This window comes from Geminisphaera colitermitum TAV2, from assembly GCF_000171235.2.
Lineage (GTDB): Bacteria > Verrucomicrobiota > Verrucomicrobiia > Opitutales > Opitutaceae > Geminisphaera > Geminisphaera colitermitum.
In genome coordinates this window covers 54023-72249 of sequence record NZ_ABEA03000019.1, presented here as the reverse complement: position 1 = coordinate 72249, position 18227 = coordinate 54023, and the positions used below count along the sequence as shown (strand labels likewise).

The 18227-nt window shown below is 62.3% G+C and carries 14 protein-coding genes and 1 tRNA gene; 11 read left to right on the top strand and 4 right to left on the bottom strand.

Annotation, left to right across the window (positions count from 1 at the left end; all coding sequences use genetic code 11):
* Positions 1-62: 62 nt before the first annotated feature.
* The 4 genes from OBACDRAFT_RS03095 to OBACDRAFT_RS03080 all read left to right on the top strand — a co-directional run bounded on the left by OBACDRAFT_RS03095 (position 63) and on the right by OBACDRAFT_RS03080 (position 5428).
* Positions 63-2051: a hybrid sensor histidine kinase/response regulator gene (locus OBACDRAFT_RS03095; RefSeq protein ID WP_052360971.1), complete on the top strand. Its 1989-nt coding sequence runs from the start codon at positions 63-65 to the stop codon at positions 2049-2051.
* 132 nt (positions 2052-2183) lie between these two features.
* The gene (gene nadC, locus OBACDRAFT_RS03090; protein ID WP_052360969.1) at positions 2184-3206 is read left to right on the top strand and encodes a carboxylating nicotinate-nucleotide diphosphorylase; all 1023 of its coding nucleotides are present in this window, start codon (positions 2184-2186) and stop codon (positions 3204-3206) included.
* Entirely contained in the window at positions 3203-4390 is a 1188-nt protein-coding gene (locus OBACDRAFT_RS03085) for a biotin--[acetyl-CoA-carboxylase] ligase (protein ID WP_232766592.1), read from the top strand. Before nadC ends, OBACDRAFT_RS03085 begins: the two co-directional genes overlap by 4 nt.
* Positions 4391-4474: 84 nt before the next feature.
* Entirely contained in the window at positions 4475-5428 is a 954-nt protein-coding gene (locus tag OBACDRAFT_RS03080) for a LysR family transcriptional regulator (protein ID WP_157836894.1), read from the top strand.
* Positions 5429-5465: 37 nt separating this feature from the next.
* Here OBACDRAFT_RS03080 and OBACDRAFT_RS03075 read toward each other — a convergent pair whose 3' ends face one another.
* From OBACDRAFT_RS03075 to OBACDRAFT_RS03065, 3 genes are read right to left on the bottom strand one after another with little or no spacing between them, the layout of a single operon-like run.
* On the bottom strand, positions 5466-8267 hold the full coding sequence (locus tag OBACDRAFT_RS03075) for an endo-1,3-alpha-glucanase family glycosylhydrolase (RefSeq protein ID WP_052360961.1): 2802 nt from the start codon (positions 8265-8267) through the stop codon (positions 5466-5468).
* A 48-nt stretch (positions 8268-8315) separates the two neighbouring features.
* Positions 8316-9086 carry a type II secretion system protein gene (locus OBACDRAFT_RS24895; protein WP_232766591.1) on the bottom strand — a complete coding sequence of 257 codons (771 nt, stop codon included), beginning with the start codon at positions 9084-9086 and terminating at the stop codon, positions 8316-8318.
* On the bottom strand, positions 9074-10234 hold the full coding sequence (locus OBACDRAFT_RS03065; protein WP_157836893.1) for a LamG domain-containing protein: 1161 nt from the start codon (positions 10232-10234) through the stop codon (positions 9074-9076). The genes OBACDRAFT_RS24895 and OBACDRAFT_RS03065 overlap by 13 nt, the downstream gene beginning before the upstream one ends.
* On the opposite strand from OBACDRAFT_RS03065, the gene OBACDRAFT_RS03060 reads away from it, so the two are divergent.
* Complete coding sequence (locus OBACDRAFT_RS03060; RefSeq protein WP_157836892.1) at positions 10207-11241, top strand: LacI family DNA-binding transcriptional regulator; 1035 nt, start codon at positions 10207-10209, stop codon at positions 11239-11241. The two genes, OBACDRAFT_RS03065 and OBACDRAFT_RS03060, sit on opposite strands and share 28 nt — an antisense overlap.
* A 171-nt stretch (positions 11242-11412) precedes the next feature.
* Positions 11413-12318 carry a PIG-L deacetylase family protein gene (locus tag OBACDRAFT_RS03055; RefSeq protein ID WP_043582645.1) on the top strand — a complete coding sequence of 302 codons (906 nt, stop codon included), beginning with the start codon at positions 11413-11415 and terminating at the stop codon, positions 12316-12318.
* 101 nt (positions 12319-12419) lie between these two features.
* On the opposite strand, the gene OBACDRAFT_RS03050 is transcribed toward OBACDRAFT_RS03055, so the two are convergent.
* Positions 12420-13502: a Gfo/Idh/MocA family protein gene (locus tag OBACDRAFT_RS03050; RefSeq protein ID WP_043582643.1), complete on the bottom strand. Its 1083-nt coding sequence runs from the start codon at positions 13500-13502 to the stop codon at positions 12420-12422.
* Positions 13503-13754: 252 nt separating this feature from the next.
* Here OBACDRAFT_RS03050 and OBACDRAFT_RS03045 point away from each other — a divergent pair.
* The 5 genes from OBACDRAFT_RS03045 (at position 13755) to prmC (ending at position 18221) form a co-directional block, all read left to right on the top strand.
* Positions 13755-13831: transfer RNA gene (locus tag OBACDRAFT_RS03045), tRNA-Asp, on the top strand.
* A gap of 327 nt (positions 13832-14158) precedes the next feature.
* Positions 14159-14884, top strand: coding sequence for a DUF2293 domain-containing protein (locus OBACDRAFT_RS03040; protein ID WP_052360975.1), 726 nt, complete (start codon positions 14159-14161; stop codon positions 14882-14884).
* 41 nt (positions 14885-14925) lie between these two features.
* Positions 14926-16140, top strand: coding sequence for a DUF1015 domain-containing protein (locus tag OBACDRAFT_RS03035; RefSeq protein ID WP_043582641.1), 1215 nt, complete (start codon positions 14926-14928; stop codon positions 16138-16140).
* Positions 16141-16350: 210 nt separating this feature from the next.
* Positions 16351-17178 (top strand): response regulator transcription factor, encoded by an 828-nt coding sequence (locus OBACDRAFT_RS03030; RefSeq protein WP_043582639.1) that lies wholly within the window; start codon positions 16351-16353, stop codon positions 17176-17178.
* A gap of 26 nt (positions 17179-17204) precedes the next feature.
* The gene (gene prmC / locus OBACDRAFT_RS03025) at positions 17205-18221 is read left to right on the top strand and encodes a peptide chain release factor N(5)-glutamine methyltransferase (protein WP_043582638.1); all 1017 of its coding nucleotides are present in this window, start codon (positions 17205-17207) and stop codon (positions 18219-18221) included.
* Positions 18222-18227: the final 6 nt, after the last annotated feature.

Below are 18227 nucleotides of genomic sequence, written 5' to 3'. Positions count from 1 at the left end.
CCTCTGACCACGCCTTCATTCAACCCGTCTACGCCCCCCATTATTCCGCGAAGATCACGAACATGAGCAAGTCCCTTGGTTACATGGCTGCTGGCATCCCTGGCTCGGATGAGGAGACCGATCCCTGGGTGGAACCGTGGGCGGACAGCTTGGAACTGGCGGTGGTCCACGACATCGAGGAGCGAGTCCTCGCGGCCAACTCGGCCTTTGCCCGCAAACTCGGACGCCGCATCTCCGACTGCTCCGGGCTCGTGCTGGGTGACCTCGTCCATGCCGACGACGTGGCCGGCTGGCGCCAGGCCGCGACCCGTATCAATGCCGCGCCCTACCACATCGTCCGCGAGCACCGCTGGCACACCGCTCAAGGCTGGCGCTGGATCTCATGGGAGGAAACCCTGCTGCGCGACGCCGGCGGCCACCCGCTCGGCGTGCGCTCCATCGGACGCGACGTGACGCGGCGGCGCCTCGGTGAAGAGCATTTTTCCAAGCTCGCCCAAGCCGTGGAGCAGGCTCCCATCTCCATCGTCATGACGACACCCGAGGGGCGCGTGCAGTATGTCAACCCGCGCTTCACCCAGGTCACCGGTTACACGCTGGAGGAAGTCTTCGAGCGCGACATCCGCGTGCTCCGCGAAGGTCATCCGACCGAGGAGGCTTACCGGCAGTTTGGCGAGACCGTGGCCGCCGGCCGCCAGTGGCGCGGCGAACTGCACACCTCCTACAAGGGCAACCCCGACGTGTGGGAAAACGTATTGGTCTCCCCGATACGCAACCACGCCGACGAACTCACCCACCTGCTCTGCCTGCGCGTGGACATCACCGAGCGCAAGCATCTGGAGGAGCAACTCCGCCAGTCGCAGAAGATGGAAAGCCTCGGCACGCTGGTCGGCGGCATCGCGCATGATTTCAACAACCTGCTCGCCATCATCAAAGGGTTTATCGAACTGTCCCTCACGCAAGGCCCCGCGGACGAGACCCTGCAACGCTACCTGCGCGAGGCGTACAACGCCGCGCAGCGCTCCATCGGCCTCGTGCGTCAGATCCTCACCTTCAGCCGCAAGGCCGAGGTCAGCTACAGCCTCATCAATCTCAACCAGCTCATCGGCGAGCACGTTCAAATGCTCGCCGAGACCTTTCCCCGCACCATCGAGTTTCGCCAGCAACTCGACCCGGCGCTGCCCACCTTTGCCGCCGATCCCAACCAATTGCAGCAGGTCCTGATGAACCTCTGCGTCAACGCCCGCGACGCCATGCCCGACGGCGGCGCTCTCACCCTCGCCACCCGGCGTGTCCCCGGATCGGAACTGGCCGTCCTGCGCGCCGACGAAAAACAGGACTACGTGGAGATCACCGTGGCCGACACCGGCACCGGCATGACGCCCGAGGTGCGCGAACACATTTTCGAGCCCTTTTTCACAACCAAGCAGGCGCGCGCGGGCACGGGCCTCGGCCTGGCCGTGGTCTATGGTGTGGTGGTCAACCATCAGGGCCTGTTCGACGTGGACACCGCTCCCGGCGAAGGCACGAAATTTCGCATTTACCTGCCCCTGGCCACGCGTTCGCCCGTCCTGCCCGATGACGCCGGCCACGCCTCCATCATCCAGACCGCTGACGGGCGCGCGGCGCAGAACGCAAAGGCGGACGGGGCGGGCGGCAAGCCGGGAAGGGCGGGCGGCGAAAACATCCTTGTCGTGGAGGACGAGGCCAGCTTGCGCATGTTGCTTGGCACTTTGCTTGAGGAGCAGGGCTACACGGTGCATCTGGCGCTGGACGGAGCGGAGGCGGTGCAGGCGGTCGAAGACCACGCGTTGCCGATCGACGCCGTGCTGCTCGACCTCAATCTGCCGCGCGTGCATGGCATTGACGTTTTCAAGACGATCCGGCGCGAACGCCCCACCACCAAGGTCATCGTGCTGAGCGGACGCCTCATGCCGGAGACGCGGCAAAAACTGCGCGAGATCGGCCCTGTCGAGTTTTTGGACAAACCGTGTGACCTCGGCGTTCTGAGCCGCCGCCTGCGCTCCCTGCTCGACGGCGAGACGGTTCTTTGAGGAGGGCGGGTCTCCCGACCCGCCGACGGCGCGGAGCGCCGCAATTCCGTCAAGACCCAGTATCCCGGTATCTCCGGCTCGTTGCGTTTTCAGCTTCACGCCGGGGCGACTCTTGATGCACGTTGCCATTGCATGTCCACCACCGCCACCGCCGCTGCCCTCGCCAAACGCCTTCAGTGGGATGAGATTGATCCCGACTTCCTCCGCCGCCTCGTCGTGATGGCGCGCGACGAAGACCTCGCGGGCCTTGGCCTGCTGCGCAAACCGGCGCGCACGGGCGACCAATCCACGGCATCGCTCGCCACTGCGCCGCGCTCAGGCCGGGCGGATTTGGTGGCGAGGCAGGAAATCGTGGCCTGCGGCCTGCCCCTGCTGCCCTTGATCCTGTCGGTATATGCCGATGACGGCAGGGCAGGGGGGGGGGGGGGGGGGGGGGGACGAACCAGCGCGCAACTGCGCGTGCGTGATGGCGACCGGGTGGCGCGCGGCGGCGTCATGGCGACGCTGGAAGGCGACCCGCGCGTGCTGCTGGCGGCGGAACGGGTGATCCTCAATTTCCTGCAACGTCTCTCCGGCGTCGCCACCCAGACGCGACTCTACGCCGACGCGCTTGCGGGCAACGCCGACGCAGGCAACGCCGGCACGCGTACCCGGTTGCTCGATACGCGCAAGACCACGCCCGGCTACCGCGTGCTGGAAAAATACGCGGTGGGCTGCGGCGGCGGCTGGAACCACCGGCTCGGCCTCTTCGACCGCGTGATGCTCAAGGACAATCACCTCGCGTTGCTCGGTTCCGACGACGACCTTGCCGCCGCCGTGGCGCGGGCCCGGACGCACGCGCCCGAACTGCCGGTGGAGGTGGAAGTGGACCGCCTCGACCAAATCCCGCCGGTGCTCGCGGCGGGCGCCGACGTCATCCTGCTCGACAATTTCCCGCCGGCCCGGATCGCGGAAGCCGTTGCCCTGATCGGCGGGCGCGCCTTCACCGAGGCGAGCGGCGGCATCACACTCAAAAACCTGCCCGACTACGCGCGGCTCGGCGTGGACTTTGTCTCGACGGGCGCGCCGGTGCATCAAAGCACCTGGGTGGACATCGGGCTCGACTGGCGTCCCGCGGACGCGACAGACGCAGCGCAAGGGGAGGGCAGGGCGTGAGCACTGGGAAAAGTGGCGCGGGCGTCCCACCCGCTTCCGAAGTGGCGCGGGCGTCCCGCCCGCTTCAGGGGGATTTGGGCTTTCATCTTCTGATTCAGAGCGGGCGGGACGCCCGCGCCACGCCGGATGTGCGTCCCGAGCAAGTGATCTTGCGCGCATTGCTCCAAGCCGCCCCCGACGTCGTCTCAGGCGAAACCCTCGCCCGTGAACTCGGCGTAAGCCGCGTATCCGTGTGGCAACACATGGAAAAACTGCGCGAGCAAGGAGTCGTTTTCGAGAGCCTGCATTCCAAAGGCTACCGACTCGCGCCGCATTCGCAGGGACTGAGCCCGGCGCTGATCGAAGCCCTTCGGAATGCGGAATGCGAAACCTCCGCAACACCCGCCGCCAATTCCGCATTTGCCTCTCTCCACCTGCTCGACGAGGTGGACAGCACCAACGACGAAGCCGCGCGACGTTTGACGGCAGGCGAGGCCGCGCCGCTGGTTGTGATGGCGCGACGGCAGACGAAAGGCCGCGGACGCTTCGGGCGCGTATGGCACAGCGGCGTGGCGGGCAACCTGTATTGCAGTTTTGGATTTCGCCCGCGGGTGGAGCCCGCGCGGATGCAACCCTTCTCCCTGTGGATGGGCGTCAACATCTGCGAATTCGTCGCGGATTTTTGCCGCATCGCGCCGGGGCCGGCGGGAGCGGCGAAGATCGGGATCAAGTGGCCCAACGACCTGCTGCTCGACGGACGCAAGGCGGGGGGCATTCTCACCGAGGCGCGGATGGACGCCGACCAGATACGCGACCTGGTGCTGGGGCTCGGCCTCAACCTGCAACCCCCGCCCGAAGGCTGGCCGCCGGAGATTGCGGCGCGCGCCGTGTCGATCTCGGAGCACGCCAACGTGCCGGTGGAGATCAACCGTTTTGCCCTCGCGCTGGTGGCGCGCGTGCTGGAGGCATACGAACAATTTGTCGCGGACGCGCACCGCGACACCTTTGCCGACCTGTGGAACAAGCACGACCTCCTCCGAGGCCGCCCCGTGGCGGTGTTGCAGGGCGACACGCGCACCCCCGGAACCGCGATGGGCGTGGACGATGAAGGTTGCCTGCTGGTGCGAACGCCGATGGGCGGCATCGAACGCTTCCGCGCGGGCGAAGTGACGCTGGAAAAAAGCCAGAAATGTGAAGTTCCCTAAAACCAGCTTGATGTAAAATTCAAAGATGAGCGGAACGTGTGGGTTTTGGACTTCAACCTGCTTCTGGCGTGGCTTCCACCCAGCATGCAACCTGTAATCGAAAGCCATCAACTACGCCTCTATGTGATGCTGGCGCGGCTGCTTAATATGAGCCGTGTTGCCAATGAACTGCGCATGACGCCATCGGCAGTCAGCCATGCGCTCAAGGCGATGGAGGCGGACCTGGGATGCGTGTTGTTTGAGCGGACATCGCGGAGCATGAAGCTGACGCCGGCGGGCGAGGCGCTGCTGCCGGAGGCGCAGGCGATCCTGGCGGGGATGGAGTCGTTGCGGGCGCGCGCGGGAGCGATCGCGGACCCGGGGCAGCGGCGTGTGCGTATCGGAGCATCCACTACGGCGTGCCAGTTCATTCTGCCGCCGGTGCTGCGGGAGTTCCGCGAGAGTTTTCCCGATCATACGATCCGCATCGAGCCATGCACGGCGCGGCAGGCGGCGGACTCCATCGCGGCGGATCGTATCGATTTTGCGGTGACGCTTGAAACGCCGGGCCGCGCCGGGCTGGAGTTCAGGTTTCTGGCGGCGGACACGTTGCAATTCATCGTGCATCCGCTGCATCCGTGGGCCATCAAGCGCCATGTGCCGCGCGAGGAGGTTCCGGACGGCAAGTTCATCATCTCGGAGGCGGACGAGGAGACGTATGCGTTGATCGAGGATTATTTTCGGAAGGAGAAGCTGACGCTGAAGCCGTTCATCGAGATTGCGAACGAGGAGGCGATCAAACGGTTTGTGAATCTGGACATGGGGGTGGGCATCCTGCCGCGCTGGGTGGTGGCGTCGGAGATCGAGCGTGGCCACCTGACGGCGCTTCCTCTGGGGCGGCGGCAACTGCGGCGTCGCTGGGGGCTGCTCTACGCGAAGGGGCGCAATCTGAACTTCGCGGAGAGCCTGTTTTTCAGCATTTGCCGCGAGGTGATGCATTCATTGGTGAGTCAGGATGGTGAGGAAATTGCAGCGAAGGCGGGCGGGGCAGGGGAGTGAGCACGATGCGATGACGAGTGGCGGCAGATGGAGATGGTCAGAATTTTCCACCGTCAGTGGCATGGGTGATCGAAGGAAAATCCGGATCGTCCGGAGCGAAGGCCGCGCCGCAGACGGTCAGGTCATCGATCTTGCCACGGTAATTGGCATATCCGGATTTGATTCCGGCTTCGTGACCACCACCGATGTACCAAGTGGAGTTTCCGTAACTCCGGGCAGGCGATAGGGAAGACTCCGAATCAAGCCGTCCATCGATGTAGATGCGCAAGGCGAGACTGTCGTTGGTGACGCGCAAGCGTGTCCACTTTCCGAATACGAGCGGGGTTTTGCTGACCAAGGTTTCTTTGCGAACATTTTTGTGCCTATCCCCATCACGCACGACTTCAACGCGACCGTCTGACAGGAGGTTGATGTTAATTGCATCACTCCAGCCGGAGCGGCCAATGACGGATTGCGGCTTGGTGACGCCGGGAGCCGGGTTGAGTCGGAAATCAACAGTGGTGTTGCCAATCGGCCAGGTGCGAAGGCGCATTTTTAGCGGATGGCTGCCGTCCAGTTGCAACACGCTGCCGGTTCCGCTTTCGTCGGGGATCAACATGCCGGGGGGGATGGTGACGGGCATGTCGCCGAGTGAATCGCTGCCTGCGTTGTCAAATGTCCAGCGACCTGCGCGCACGGTTTCCAGCGGTATCCGGGTTTTGATGACGACTGGAGAGGCAAAGGGGATTTGGTCGCGGGGGGTGAGGTATTCGTTTTCCCCAGGCATGCCGGTGCCGCCTGAAGATGTTTCCAGATTGATGGATGTTTGTATCAGGTTTGCCGGTACGATTTTTCCAGTCGGTGAGAAGGGGTGCACGATGCGCGACAGGGCGACTTTGCCGCGTGTGGTTTCGTAACGAACATAAAACATATCGGAGATGCGGGGCGGGCGGGTCAGGATCGTGATGCGGTGGTGCCCGTTTTGTTCCGCGAGTGGGGCGTGGTTTTGGACTGTGGCATCGACTGGCGAGGCGGTGATGGTGAGGTTTTTAAGTTGGATGAGTTCACGCTTGTTCAGGTCTTGCGCAGTCAGAGTGAGTGGTTCGTTTCCCTTCACTGAAAGGGTCAGCTGGGTGTTGGGAGTGATGGAGCAGAGGAGTCCCGCGGGGAGTTGGATCGGCGTCGGTGAGGATTTAGCGCCTCCTGCGTGCCAGGTAAATGTGGGTGAGTTTTTTTCGGAAAACTTGCGGACGGCATTCAGTATGGCTCCGTCTTCGAGTTTCACTTCCCAGCCGGCTTTCCCTGAAATGTTGAGGTTAAACAAGTGTTTCCCCTCGGTCGTTGCATTGAAGACTGCGAGAGGACGGTCGTTGCGAAACAGGGTGATGCTGGCGATTTCGTCCGCCTCATGGGGGACCGTGGTGGCGTTGGAATAGGCGAATGAAATCTCGGCGTCCAAGAGTCCGTTTTCTGGCGTGTCCGTGTTGGAGCGGATGGTGAGTGTATTGGGAATGTCGATGCACTCATTGACGGGGACTTTTACCGTGACGGTGTTTTGATGCCAACCGTTGACGAGCAGGATGGGTGGAAGACTGGCGGTGTGGGCGACGTCGCCGGGGTTGCGGCTGTCGATGGTGATCCTTGGTGTGAGCGCGGGCGTGTGGGCGAGGTGGCCGGTCGGGATGAGCCATTCGGCGCGGTCAAACTGGCGGGTTGCGAGTGTCCGGGGTTCCAGTGTGGCGACGGGGTTTCCCGTCTGGTCGAGCAGGTGGCCGCTCACGATGGCGGTCGGATGCGGGGCGAGCGAGGGCAGGGTGAGGGCTTCGATTCGCAGCAGGGTGCCGGGTATTTCTTCGCGGTGATAGGCGAGGCAGATTTCCGGTTTCGTCGATGTGGGCGGGATGTTCTTGAAGGCATCGCTGTAGGCTTTGGTGATGCGGGGATTGGCGGGGGTAAAAAGCATGGGGAGCACGCTGGTTTCGTCGTGGTCGTTCCATGTGGTGAAGTGCAGCCAGTGGTCGCGTTTTTGGCGGATGGCGAGGTAGGTGTCGTGGAGTTGATCGAAGCCGCGGTGGGGTTGGTAAAAATCGTTTCGTCCGTTGAGCCATGCGCCGTAGTAGCCGGGGTAAAGGGTCGCCATGTAGGTTTTGCCGTGAGCGTGGGCGGCGTCGGCAATGAGGTCGGCCATTTGCTGGCGGGGCATGCCGTTGATGCCGGCGAGGCCGAAGCTGTAGGCGGTGTCAAAGTGCGGGGCGTAGGAGTCGAGCCAGTCGCGTTTCAGTTGCGCGTAATTGGGGTCAACGTTGGCGATCAGATGGATGTTGTGTCCCGCGGACTGGAGTCCTGCGCGGATGTCGGCCCAGTCTTGCGGCGTCCATTTTCCCCATGTGTAGGTGGCGACAATGGGCCGGTCGTTGTGGCGCGGGTAATTGGGGTGCGCGCCGTAATCGGAGAGCATTCGGGAGAGTTCGCGGACTTGGGTTTCAACGGTGGTTTTTACGTCGAGGCAGAGGCCGATCTGGAAGCCGGAGCCTTCGGCGGCTTGCAGCATTTTGCGCACAAAGTCGTCAAAGGCGGGTCGGCCTTTTTTTTGAAAAACGACGTCAACAAGGAAGCCGTCGATGCCTTGAGATTTGGCCTGCTGGAACTCGGCGGCGTAGTCGTTTTTCTCGAAACCGGTGGAGTGGAAAATGGGGTAGTTGTAATACGAATACGCGGAGATTGATGAATTGAGCGGCGTGTGCCAGGGTGTGTAATGCGCCCAGACCATCGGTTGCTCCGCGACTTCGGCGGCGTGCGAGGGGGGGGCGGCGAAACACGCGGCGAGTGTGGACGCGAAAAGGCATTGGGTGAGTTTCATGCTAATCGAAATGCGGGGGGGGGGAGGACGCAACAGGTCGGATTTTTATTAACCGCCGCCTGCGCCGTTGGGCCATTGGAGTTGTTTCCAGTTGAGTGTGTTTGTCGGATACACGCGGACGAGTTTCACGTGTCCGTCCATGAACAGCACCGTGCGCCCTCCGTTGCGTTCGCCTCCGAATGGGTGCGGGCGCACGCCTGCGCTGGCTGCATCCACGGTTGTGATGATGTAGGAACCCATGCCTGGTGTTTCAATGTTAAGGCGACCGTCGAGCAACAGGATGTAGCGCGCCGGAGCCGCCGCCGCCTCGGACTGACTCACTGGCCCGCGATTGGAAAGTGAGAAAGTGGAGGCGAAGGAGTTGTAGTAGTAGCTGGCGCTTGGATACGGCGCCTTGCTTTCGGGACAGAGCAACACCTTGTAGTCGCAATAGGGTTTTATTTGCGCAACCCAACCGGCGTCGTTTTTGACACCGAGGGCGTCGGTTTTTTGAACAGGCAGCAAGTTGTGGGTGTCGTTTGCGTAGAGCGAAAACGCGACGCCGGCTTGTCGCATGTTGGAGAGGCATTGTGTGGTTCGCGCTTTTATGCGGACGGGCGCAACCACGGCGATGACAAGGCCAGCCAGTATGCCGATGATGGCGATGCACACCAGCAGTTCGATGAGCGTGAATGCGGCGGCTAGCGGGGGGCGACGATGCTCACTGGTGTTTTTCCGACAGACTCCGCCTCGTCTGTCGGAAGGGTGTTTTGTCGCTTTGTTTTTCATGGGGAATGCGGCGGCGGGGGGGGGGGAGGGGGAGTCCTCTATGCTTTCCATCTTTTCAGTCCGGCAAGGGTGAGGATGGCAATCGTGCCGAACAGGAAAGTGACGGATGCGGGTTCCGGAATGTTAAGGCTGGCGAGGCTTTGGTTCAGGGTGTCAGCGGTTCGAATCTTTTCCAGTTGTTCGATCGACAGGGCCGAGTCGAAGAAGCGGATGTTATCAAGGCTGCCAGCGAAAGCGCGGGTATCGGCATAAACGGTTTTTCCGTTGTTTCCAATGAGCACTCCTGCCGCCGGGTCGAACGAGTCGTTGGCGAGGGTCAGGTTGGAACGCGTGGATACGCCGGTGACTGTGTCGCCTTGGTAGAATGAAGCCTGCGCCCCATTGAACGTCACGGCGAAGAAAACCCATTGGTTGGTGTTCGCATACAGATTGGGAAGAGCTAGGGAGGTGCGTCCGCTGTTTTTGCCCTCAACGCTCAGGTTCAGGCAACCGGTCGAGATGTCCACGGAGTTTGTCCGCAGTGTGATTGACCCGGAGGCAAAAAGGTAACCGCCATTATTGATGGCCGTGCTGGTTTTGAACCAGCCGGTTATCGTAAAAGAGGAGAGTTCCGGCAGGTCTGCCGTGGTGCTTTGCGCAACACCGGTTCCGCCATTTGAACCGTGGCTGGTGTTTGCGGTCACAAACGCGTAATCGCCCGCCAGCCCGGAAACGCCGGATTTGTCGGCCCCAATTTTGGCATTCCCTCCGCCTCCTGAAATTGTGAGATCCGCGTTGCTCAGCGAACCAGCGTTGCTCGTCGTCGCGTTAAAGCTGTAATCAAGCAGTGGCGCGGGAATTGTGACTGCTGAAATGCCGTCTGATGGCATTGCAAAAATAGCGAAAACGACCCAAAGGAAAGCAGCGTTGCAATGACGTCCGGTCCAATTGGGTTGAAATGCCGGGAACGTGGTGATTTTTTTCAATAAGTTCATGATGCTTGGTGGATTGATGGTTAACGGTCTCCGCATGACTGAATCACGGGAGCGAAGGCGATGTGCATTGATTGATATTGTCGTATTCGGAGAGCAACTGCGGCGTTGCTTAACAGTTAGAATTTTGGTCGTCTTTTCGCTGCATGTCATCGAGCTTGGTAAACACATCAACCTCATCGCCTCCATCGGGCACCCAAGTGCCCCCGTCACTTCGGGAAATCGCACGGGCGGCGAATGTCTCGGTGGCGACGATTTCGATGGCGTTGCGCAATCATCCCCGCGTGTCGGTGGCGACACGGGGACGCATTCAGGCTCTGGCACGAGAACTGGGGTATCAGCAGAATCCGGAAGTGACGCGGCTGATGGATTATTTGCGGAGAAACCGGTCGGCAAAGCGGATGGAATCGCTGGGATTTGTCACACGATTGAGCCCGGAGGAACTCGTGAAACAAACTCCGTTTTTTCGTGAGTTTCAGGGAGCGCAGGCGCGGGCGGCGGAACTCGGGTATCGACTGGAACACTACACCGTGGATGAGGACATGACGGAGGCGCGGCTGGGGAGAGTGTTGCGAAACCGCGGCGTGCGGGGCATCGTGATCGGTCCGCAAATGGAGCCAGGGGGACGGTTGGAGTTGCAATGGGAGCATTTCGCGTGCGTGGCCATCGGATACTCGTGCCTGTGGCCGGAGACGAGCCGGGTGATAAACGACAAGATGCAGTCGGTGCATCTGGCGTTGGGGGAGTTGCGGCGGCTGGGTTACCGGCGTCCGGCGCTGGTCATGGAACAGTGGACGGATGACCGGTTGCGCAATCATTGGTTGGGCGGTTTCTTGTCATGCCAGTTCCGATACCTGCCGAAAAGTGCACATATCCCGCCGATGATGGAACCGTCGAACAGGAAGCGGATGCTGACGTGGTACAAACGATGGAAACCGGATGTGTTGCTGGGCGTGGAGTTGGCGGAATCGTTGAGTTTTCTCAGGGAGAATGCGGGTGTGGAGGTGCCGGGTGATCTGGCATTCGCGGTTTTGGACAAACAGACCGAGGGGCGGTGGGCGCATCATGCCGGCATTGATCAAATGGTGAGAAACATTGGAATAACGGCGGTGGATATTCTTGGGGGGTATCTGATGCGTAACGAGATGGGGCTGCCTGCGCATCCGCAGGTGGTGTCGCTGCCGGGGGTGTGGGTGGATGGTGAGACGGCGCCGCCACGGAGCGGGGAACGCTGAAAATGAAATTTGACCGTAAATACATAGATGCATCGGGAACAGAAGCACACAGAGGTGTGGTTCGGTTAAAAAGATACTCGTGGATTTGTCCTCCTTGCCTCTGTGTCTCTGTGGTTGATTCTTCCCGTTAAAAAGAATGCTCCGAATGTTTTATTCTTCCGCTTTGCTCCCATGAAATTCGCACGATCCGATGTCGATGTTTTTATCCCTGTCCCCCCCCCCCCCCCCTCGATTCCGGGCATCGACGCGAACTCCGGTTCCGCCGCCAGCCTCACGGTCGAGGCGGCGCTGGCGCGCACCACGCATCTGTGCGTGGCGACTCACCAGGACGATATCGAGATCATGGCCTACCCAGGCATTGCGGAGTGTTTCGGGCGCGATGATCGCTGGTTCAGCGGCGTGGTGGTCACGAACGGCGCGGGAAGTCCGCGCACGGGGTTGTATGGAGATTTTGATGACGCGCGGATGCAGTCCGTGCGGCGTCATGAGCAGCGCAAGGCGGCTTTCGTTGGCGACTACAGTGTGCAGGTGCAACTGGCGCATCCGAGCGCGGCAGTGAAGGACCGCGGCAACGCGGATGTTCACGGCGATTTGGTGAAGATTTTCGAGACGGCGTCGGCGTTGGAGGTGGTTTATCTGCACCAGCCGGCGGACAAGCACGACACGCACATTGCTGTATTGGCGCATTCGCTACGCGCGTTGCGCGCGCTGCCGGCTGAAAAGCGTCCGAAGCGTGTGCTGGGTTGCGAGGTGTGGCGTGATCTCGACTGGATGCTCGACGCGGACAAACAGGTGCTCGACGCGGGGCGTTACCCAAACGTCGCGGCGGCGCTCGTGGGGGTGTTTGATTCGCAGATTTCGGGCGGCAAACGTTATGACCTTGCCACGGCAGGGCGGCGGCTGGCGCATGCGACGTATCACACCTCACACGCGACGGATGCGTTTGAGGGTATCACGTGGGCGATGGATTTGACGCCGCTGGTGGCGGATGCGTCGCTGGATGTGGCCGCTTATGCGCAGGCTTACATCGAGCGTTTCGCCGCCGATGTGCGCGGGCGGCTGGCGAAGTTTTTTTGACTGACGGAAGGAGAAAAAAAACAGCGCCCGCATTTTTCGATGCGGGCGCGGACAGGCCGGTTGGCGAGGGGGGGGGGGGGGGGGGGGGACGGGTTGCGCGGTCAGGGTGTCAGGCGGCGGGCGGCGGCCTGGGCGCGGAGGCAGAGTTCGGCGGCCTTGAAGGTGTGGCGCTGTGTCATGGCTTTCTCGGTACCGTTGAGGCAGTCGAGGATGAGTTCGCCAAAGAAGCGGAAGCCGACCTTGCCCGCGACGTGCAGGTGGTGTTCGCCCTTGTCGTCCACGAGGTAAACGTGGTCGCCGCTCTTTTCGCGACCGACGTCGAGATACTTGCGCAATTCGATGTAGCCCTTGGTGCCGAGGATGGTCATGCGGCCGTCGCCCCAGGTGCCGAGGCCGTTGGGGGTGAACCAGTCCACGCGGATGTAGTTGGTGGCGCCGTTGTCGCCGACGAGGTTGGCTTCGCCGAAGTCTTCGAGTTCGGGCGTGTCGGGGTTGGCGTAGTTGCCGACGGCGGCGTTGGTCACGGTGGCGTCGGTCGCGCCGGTGAAGGTCAGAAATTGTTCAAACTGGTGGCTGCCGATGTCGCAGAGAATGCCGCCATATTGTTCCTTTTTGAAGAACCAGTCGGGGCGGCTCGCTTTGCTGAGGCGGTGGGGGCCGAGGCCGATCACTTGGATGACGCGGCCAATGGCGCCTTGTTGCACGAGTTCGGTGGCAAACATGGCGGACTCCACATGCAGGCGTTCGCTGAAATAGACGGCGTATTTGCGTCCGGTGCGGGCGACGGTGGCCTTGGCTTGGTCGAGTTGGTCGAGGGTGGTGAAGGGGGGTTTGTCGGTGAAGTAGTTTTTGCCGGCTTCCATGACGCGGCAGCCGAGGGGGCCGCGGAGATTGGGGATGGCGGCGGCGGCGACGAGGTTCACGTCCTTGTCGTCGAGGATTTCGTCGAGCGAGCGGGCGGCTTTGGCCTGCGGGTAGCGGGAGCGGAAATCCTCCAGCTTTTTCGGATCGGCGTCGTAAACCCATTTGAGTTGCGCGCCGGCTTCGATGAGGCCGTTGCACTGGCCGTTGATGTGACCGTGGTCGAGATGGGTGGCGGCGAAGACGAATTCACCGGGTTTGACAACGGGACTGGGTTTGCCCTGGGGGGCGTAGTTCATGCCGTCTGATTTTTGGTGGGCCATGGTGTGGTGGATAGGTTTAACGTCAAAAAAGGTTCGGTGGGAACAAACTCCGGCAGAGGAGGCGGAGCGAGTGAATGCGTCCTGCAAACAGTCTCACCGCAAGCCTGTATCCGCGGTTGAGTGTAGTTTCGTATAGTGAACATGGGCGTTGGCGGACGAAATTCAGAAAATGAAAAAAACTTCCGAAAAACTTCCGAAACCGCGCTTGACAGAGGAGTCCCGGTTTCTACGGTCAGCGCCCTTTCCCATTCCGGGGTGGTAGCTCAGCTGGTTAGAGCGTCTGCCTGTCACGCAGAAGGTCGCGGGTTCGAGTCCCGTCCATCCCGCCAGTTTTGAAAAGGCCCGCTTCACTCGAAGCGGGCCTTTCTCATAGGTAAATCCGCGGGTGCGGGTGTTTTCTGGGTTTGTGCTTGGGTGGCCGTTTTTCGGCTTGTTAGCGGGTTTTGCTGCCAGCCAGTTGCCAGCACATTTCCCCTACGAGAATCGGCGGTCCACTCATTCGATCCGAAGCGAAAAAAGAACCCGAAGAAGTGGTATCTGTCCTATTCCGTCCCGAAATTCGGTCCCCAAGGTGCTCCGATCCTGTGCGATGGTCGCGCCACGCGCGGTGGAGGAATGGCTTGCGCCAGCCGGCGCCGGTGGTGCTTTTTCCCGCCGTGCCATCGCAAACGCGTGAAGTTCGCATAAGTCAAAAACCGGGTCATGTGCAGACCTCCGGCGGTGTGTTGCTGCCGATTCCATCCGAGTGGGCGCTGTTGCCTCCGGGCGACGCCGCGTTGAGTCGGCGAATCAAGGCAGACGGACCTTCGTGGACGGTTATCGAAGTGAAGGGCAACAAGCGCTTCTCGCGCGGCATCTGGGCTCCTGCGGCGCGGATTGAGGCTCTGCGGGCGGAGTTGCACATCGAACGCGCGGACCCGGCGTATCAGAAAAAACTCGACGCCGGACGCGCCCGGCGCGCCGCCGAACAGGCTGATTACGAAAAGGAGTTTTACGCCGCGGTGCACCGCTATCTTGCCTTTGCCCCGCGCTATGCGAACGAGGCGGCGGCGATGGCCCGGGCGATTACTGCGCATGCCGTGCCGGTGGGCAGCGGGACGGTGGCGCGCACCGAGCGCATTCCGGTCGAGCAACGCGCGGAGGCGGCGACCATCGCCTGGATGCGCCACCAGACGACCGCCTACGATCACATGACGATCCCGCGCGTGGCGGGTCGTCGCCGCGAAGTCCGGCGCATGCTGGCCCGGCGCTCCACGCAACTCCTCGACCAGTACCGTCAGGGACGCGACATCGATGCCGCCCGCTGTCCGCTTGCGCAGGCACTGATGCAGACGCGGACCTTCCCAGCATCCCCGCCTGCAATGCTCTCGTCCCTCGCTTGACGCGCCGGGCGTGTCCTGTTGCATGGCCGGTTTCCATTCCCATGCGTATTCGTGCTCTTACCGGTCTCGTTCCCGTTCCGCAAAACGCCGCCGAGGTGGCGTGCGTTCCCTACGACGTCGTCAACGCCACCGAGGCAGCGGCGCTTGCCCAAGGCAAGCCGCACAGCCTCCTTCACGTAGACCGCGCCGAAATCGACCTGCCCGCCGGGACCGATCCCTATAGCGACGCCGTTTATGCCCGGGCTCGCGCCAATTTCCAAAAACTCCAGAGCGACGGCATCCTCGTGCGCGAGACCGGACCCAGCCTCTACATCTACCAGCAACAGATGGGCGCGCACGTGCAGCGCGGACTGGTCGCCCTCTGCAACGTCGAGGACTACGACGCCGAACTCATCAAAAAACACGAAAAAACCCGCCGCGACAAAGAAGACGACCGCACCAAACTCATCGACACACTCGGCGCCAACACCGGCCCCGTTTTCCTCACCTACCGCGACCAACCCGACGTCACCGCGCTCGTTAACGCCACCGTCAAGCGCGCCCCGCAAAACGACTTCACCGCCCCCGACGGCATCCGGCACACCTTTTGGCGGATCGAAGGCGGCGCGGACTTCATCGCCGCCTTTGGCAACGTTCCCGTCACCTACATTGCCGACGGACATCACCGCGCCGCGAGCGCGGCCCGCGTGGCCCGCCTGCGCCGCGAACGCAACCCGCAACACACCGGCGCGGAGGATTACAACTGGTTCCTCTGCGTGCTGTTTCCCGCCAGCGAACTCAAGATCCTCCCCTACAACCGCATCGTCGCCGACCTCAACGGACGCACACCCGAGGCGTTCCTCGCCGAAGTGAAAAAAACCTTCGGACTCGAAGAAAACGCCCACCCCGCGCCCGACGCCGTCGGCAAAGTCAGCATGTACCTCGGCGGCAAATGGTACGGACTGCGTTGCGCGGCCGCGCCCGACGCCGACCCCGTGTCGCGCCTCGATGTGAGCGTGCTGCAAGACAGACTCCTCGCCCCCGTGCTCGGCATCGACGACCCGCGCACGAGCAAGCGCGTGGACTTTGTCGGCGGCATCCGCGGCACCGCGGAGTTGGTGAAGCGCGTGGACACCGAGGGCGGAGTGGCGTTTTCGATGTATCCGGTGACGATCGACCAACTCATGGACATCGCCGACGCCGGCCAGATCATGCCGCCGAAAAGCACCTGGTTTGAACCCAAGCTGCGTTCCGGCCTCGTCACGCATACCTTCTGAGCCTCCCCCCCCCCCCCCCCTTGCCGCCACGTCTGCCTCCGCAGCGACGCCGACGTTCGCAATTCCGCGCACGTGCCTTGGACTTATCCTTGGCGCGGCGCGCGCTCCCGTCTTCTCACTCTCGTTTGACAAGGCCCGGTCGTACGCATCGGTTTTCTCCATACAAAAAATGCCATACCCAACGAAGACACCTTGCCCGCGCCCCATTGCATGAACACGGACGCCCCCCAGCCCTTGATCCTTGTCGTGGAGGATGAGCCCGCCCTGGCGGAGTTGATCGCCAGCTTCCTTCAGGAGTCGGGAATGCGGACGCAGGTGTGCCTGCGTGCGGCGGCGGCGCAGGCGTTTTTGGCGGACAACGACGCCAGCCTGATCCTGCTCGACATCAATCTGCCCGACAAAACGGGTTTTGAACTGATCGGAGAACTGCGCTCGCAAGGCATCGCTACGCCGGTTATTTTCGTCACGGGCAACACACTCGAAACAAGCAAAGTCAAAGGCCTTGAACTCGGCGGCGACGACTACGTCACGAAACCCTTTAGTTACGTTGAACTCGTGGCCCGGGTGCGCGCCGTGCTGCGCCGGACGGAAACACGCCCGGCGGACGATGACAGCGCCATCACGAAAAACGTGGCGGTGAGCGACGAGCCTTTCGAATTTTGCGGGGCGACGATCAATCCCGAACGACTCGAAATCCAGTTCGCCGACGGGCGAATCGTAAAACTGGGACGCAAGGAGATTGGGCTGATCGCCTGCCTCAAGCGACACGCGGGCGTGGTCATCACGCGCAAAATGCTCATCCATGCCGTATGGGGAGATCATGCCAACGTGCGCAGCCGTTCTCTGGATCAATACATCGTTAAAGTGCGTGACCTTTTTAAGACGCCTGCCAGCGCGAACGGTGCGGGAGGCGCGGGAGGCGCGAGCGATTCGATTGCCGACCCGGCATTCGACGCGATCCGCACCGTGCATGGCGTGGGTTTTATTTACGAACCCGAACCGCCCCCGCCGCCTCCCTCCTCCCCGTCCGTCCGCTGATCTCGGCGTTTCCGCTTTTTCCCTCCATGCTTACCATTCTCGACATCATCACGAAGACCACGGCGTTTTTTGCCAGCAAAGGCGTCCCAACGCCCCGGCTCGACGCCGAGTGGCTGGTGGGACACGCGCTCGGACTGAAACGCATGCAACTCTACATGCAGTTCGAGCGCCCGCTCAAGGAGAGCGAACTCGACCTCATCCGTCCCCTCGTCCGCCGTCGCGGAGCCCGCGAACCCCTGCAACACATCCTCGGCACCGTCGAATGGTGCGGTCTCACCCTCAAGACCGACCGTCGCGCACTCATCCCCCGCCCCGAAACCGAATACCTCGTCGAACTCATCATCGCGAAACTCCACCCCTCCCGCGCCAGCATTTCATCCACCGCATCGGATGTTGGACGTTCGGCGCAAAGCGCCCCCCCCCCTTCCGTCGCCGCGCCATCGCGTATCCTCGACTTGGGTACAGGAACCGGCGCCATCGCCCTGGCCCTCGCCACGCATTTCCCGAAGGCCGCCGTGACCGCGCTCGACGCCAGCGACGACGCCTTGGCCCTCGCCCGCGAAAACGCCGCCGCCCTCGCGCTCGATGCCCGCGTGACTTTCGTAAAGTCAAACTGGTTTTCCGCCCTCCCCCCCCCCCCCCCCCCCGCCGCCACCGACACCGACATTTCATCCACCGCATTGGATGTTGGACGTTCGACGTTGGATGTTGGACGTTCGGCGCAAAGCGCCGCGCCGCTCTTCGACCTGATTGTATCCAATCCCCCTTACCTGACCGACGCCGAGGCCGCTGCTGCCGAGCCCGAAGTCCGCCTGCACGATCCGCGCTCCGCGCTCGTCGCGCCGGACGACGGCCTCGCCGACCTTCGCACCCTCATCGACCAGGCCCGCGCCCGCCTCGTCCCCGGCGGCCTCCTCGCCCTCGAAACCGGCCCCACCCAGCACCCCGCGCTCCGCGCTCTGGCAACCGCATGCGGTTACGCCCGTCACGAATCCGCCCCCGATCTCGCCGGACGCGAACGCTTCTTCTTCGCTTGGCGCTGACATTGC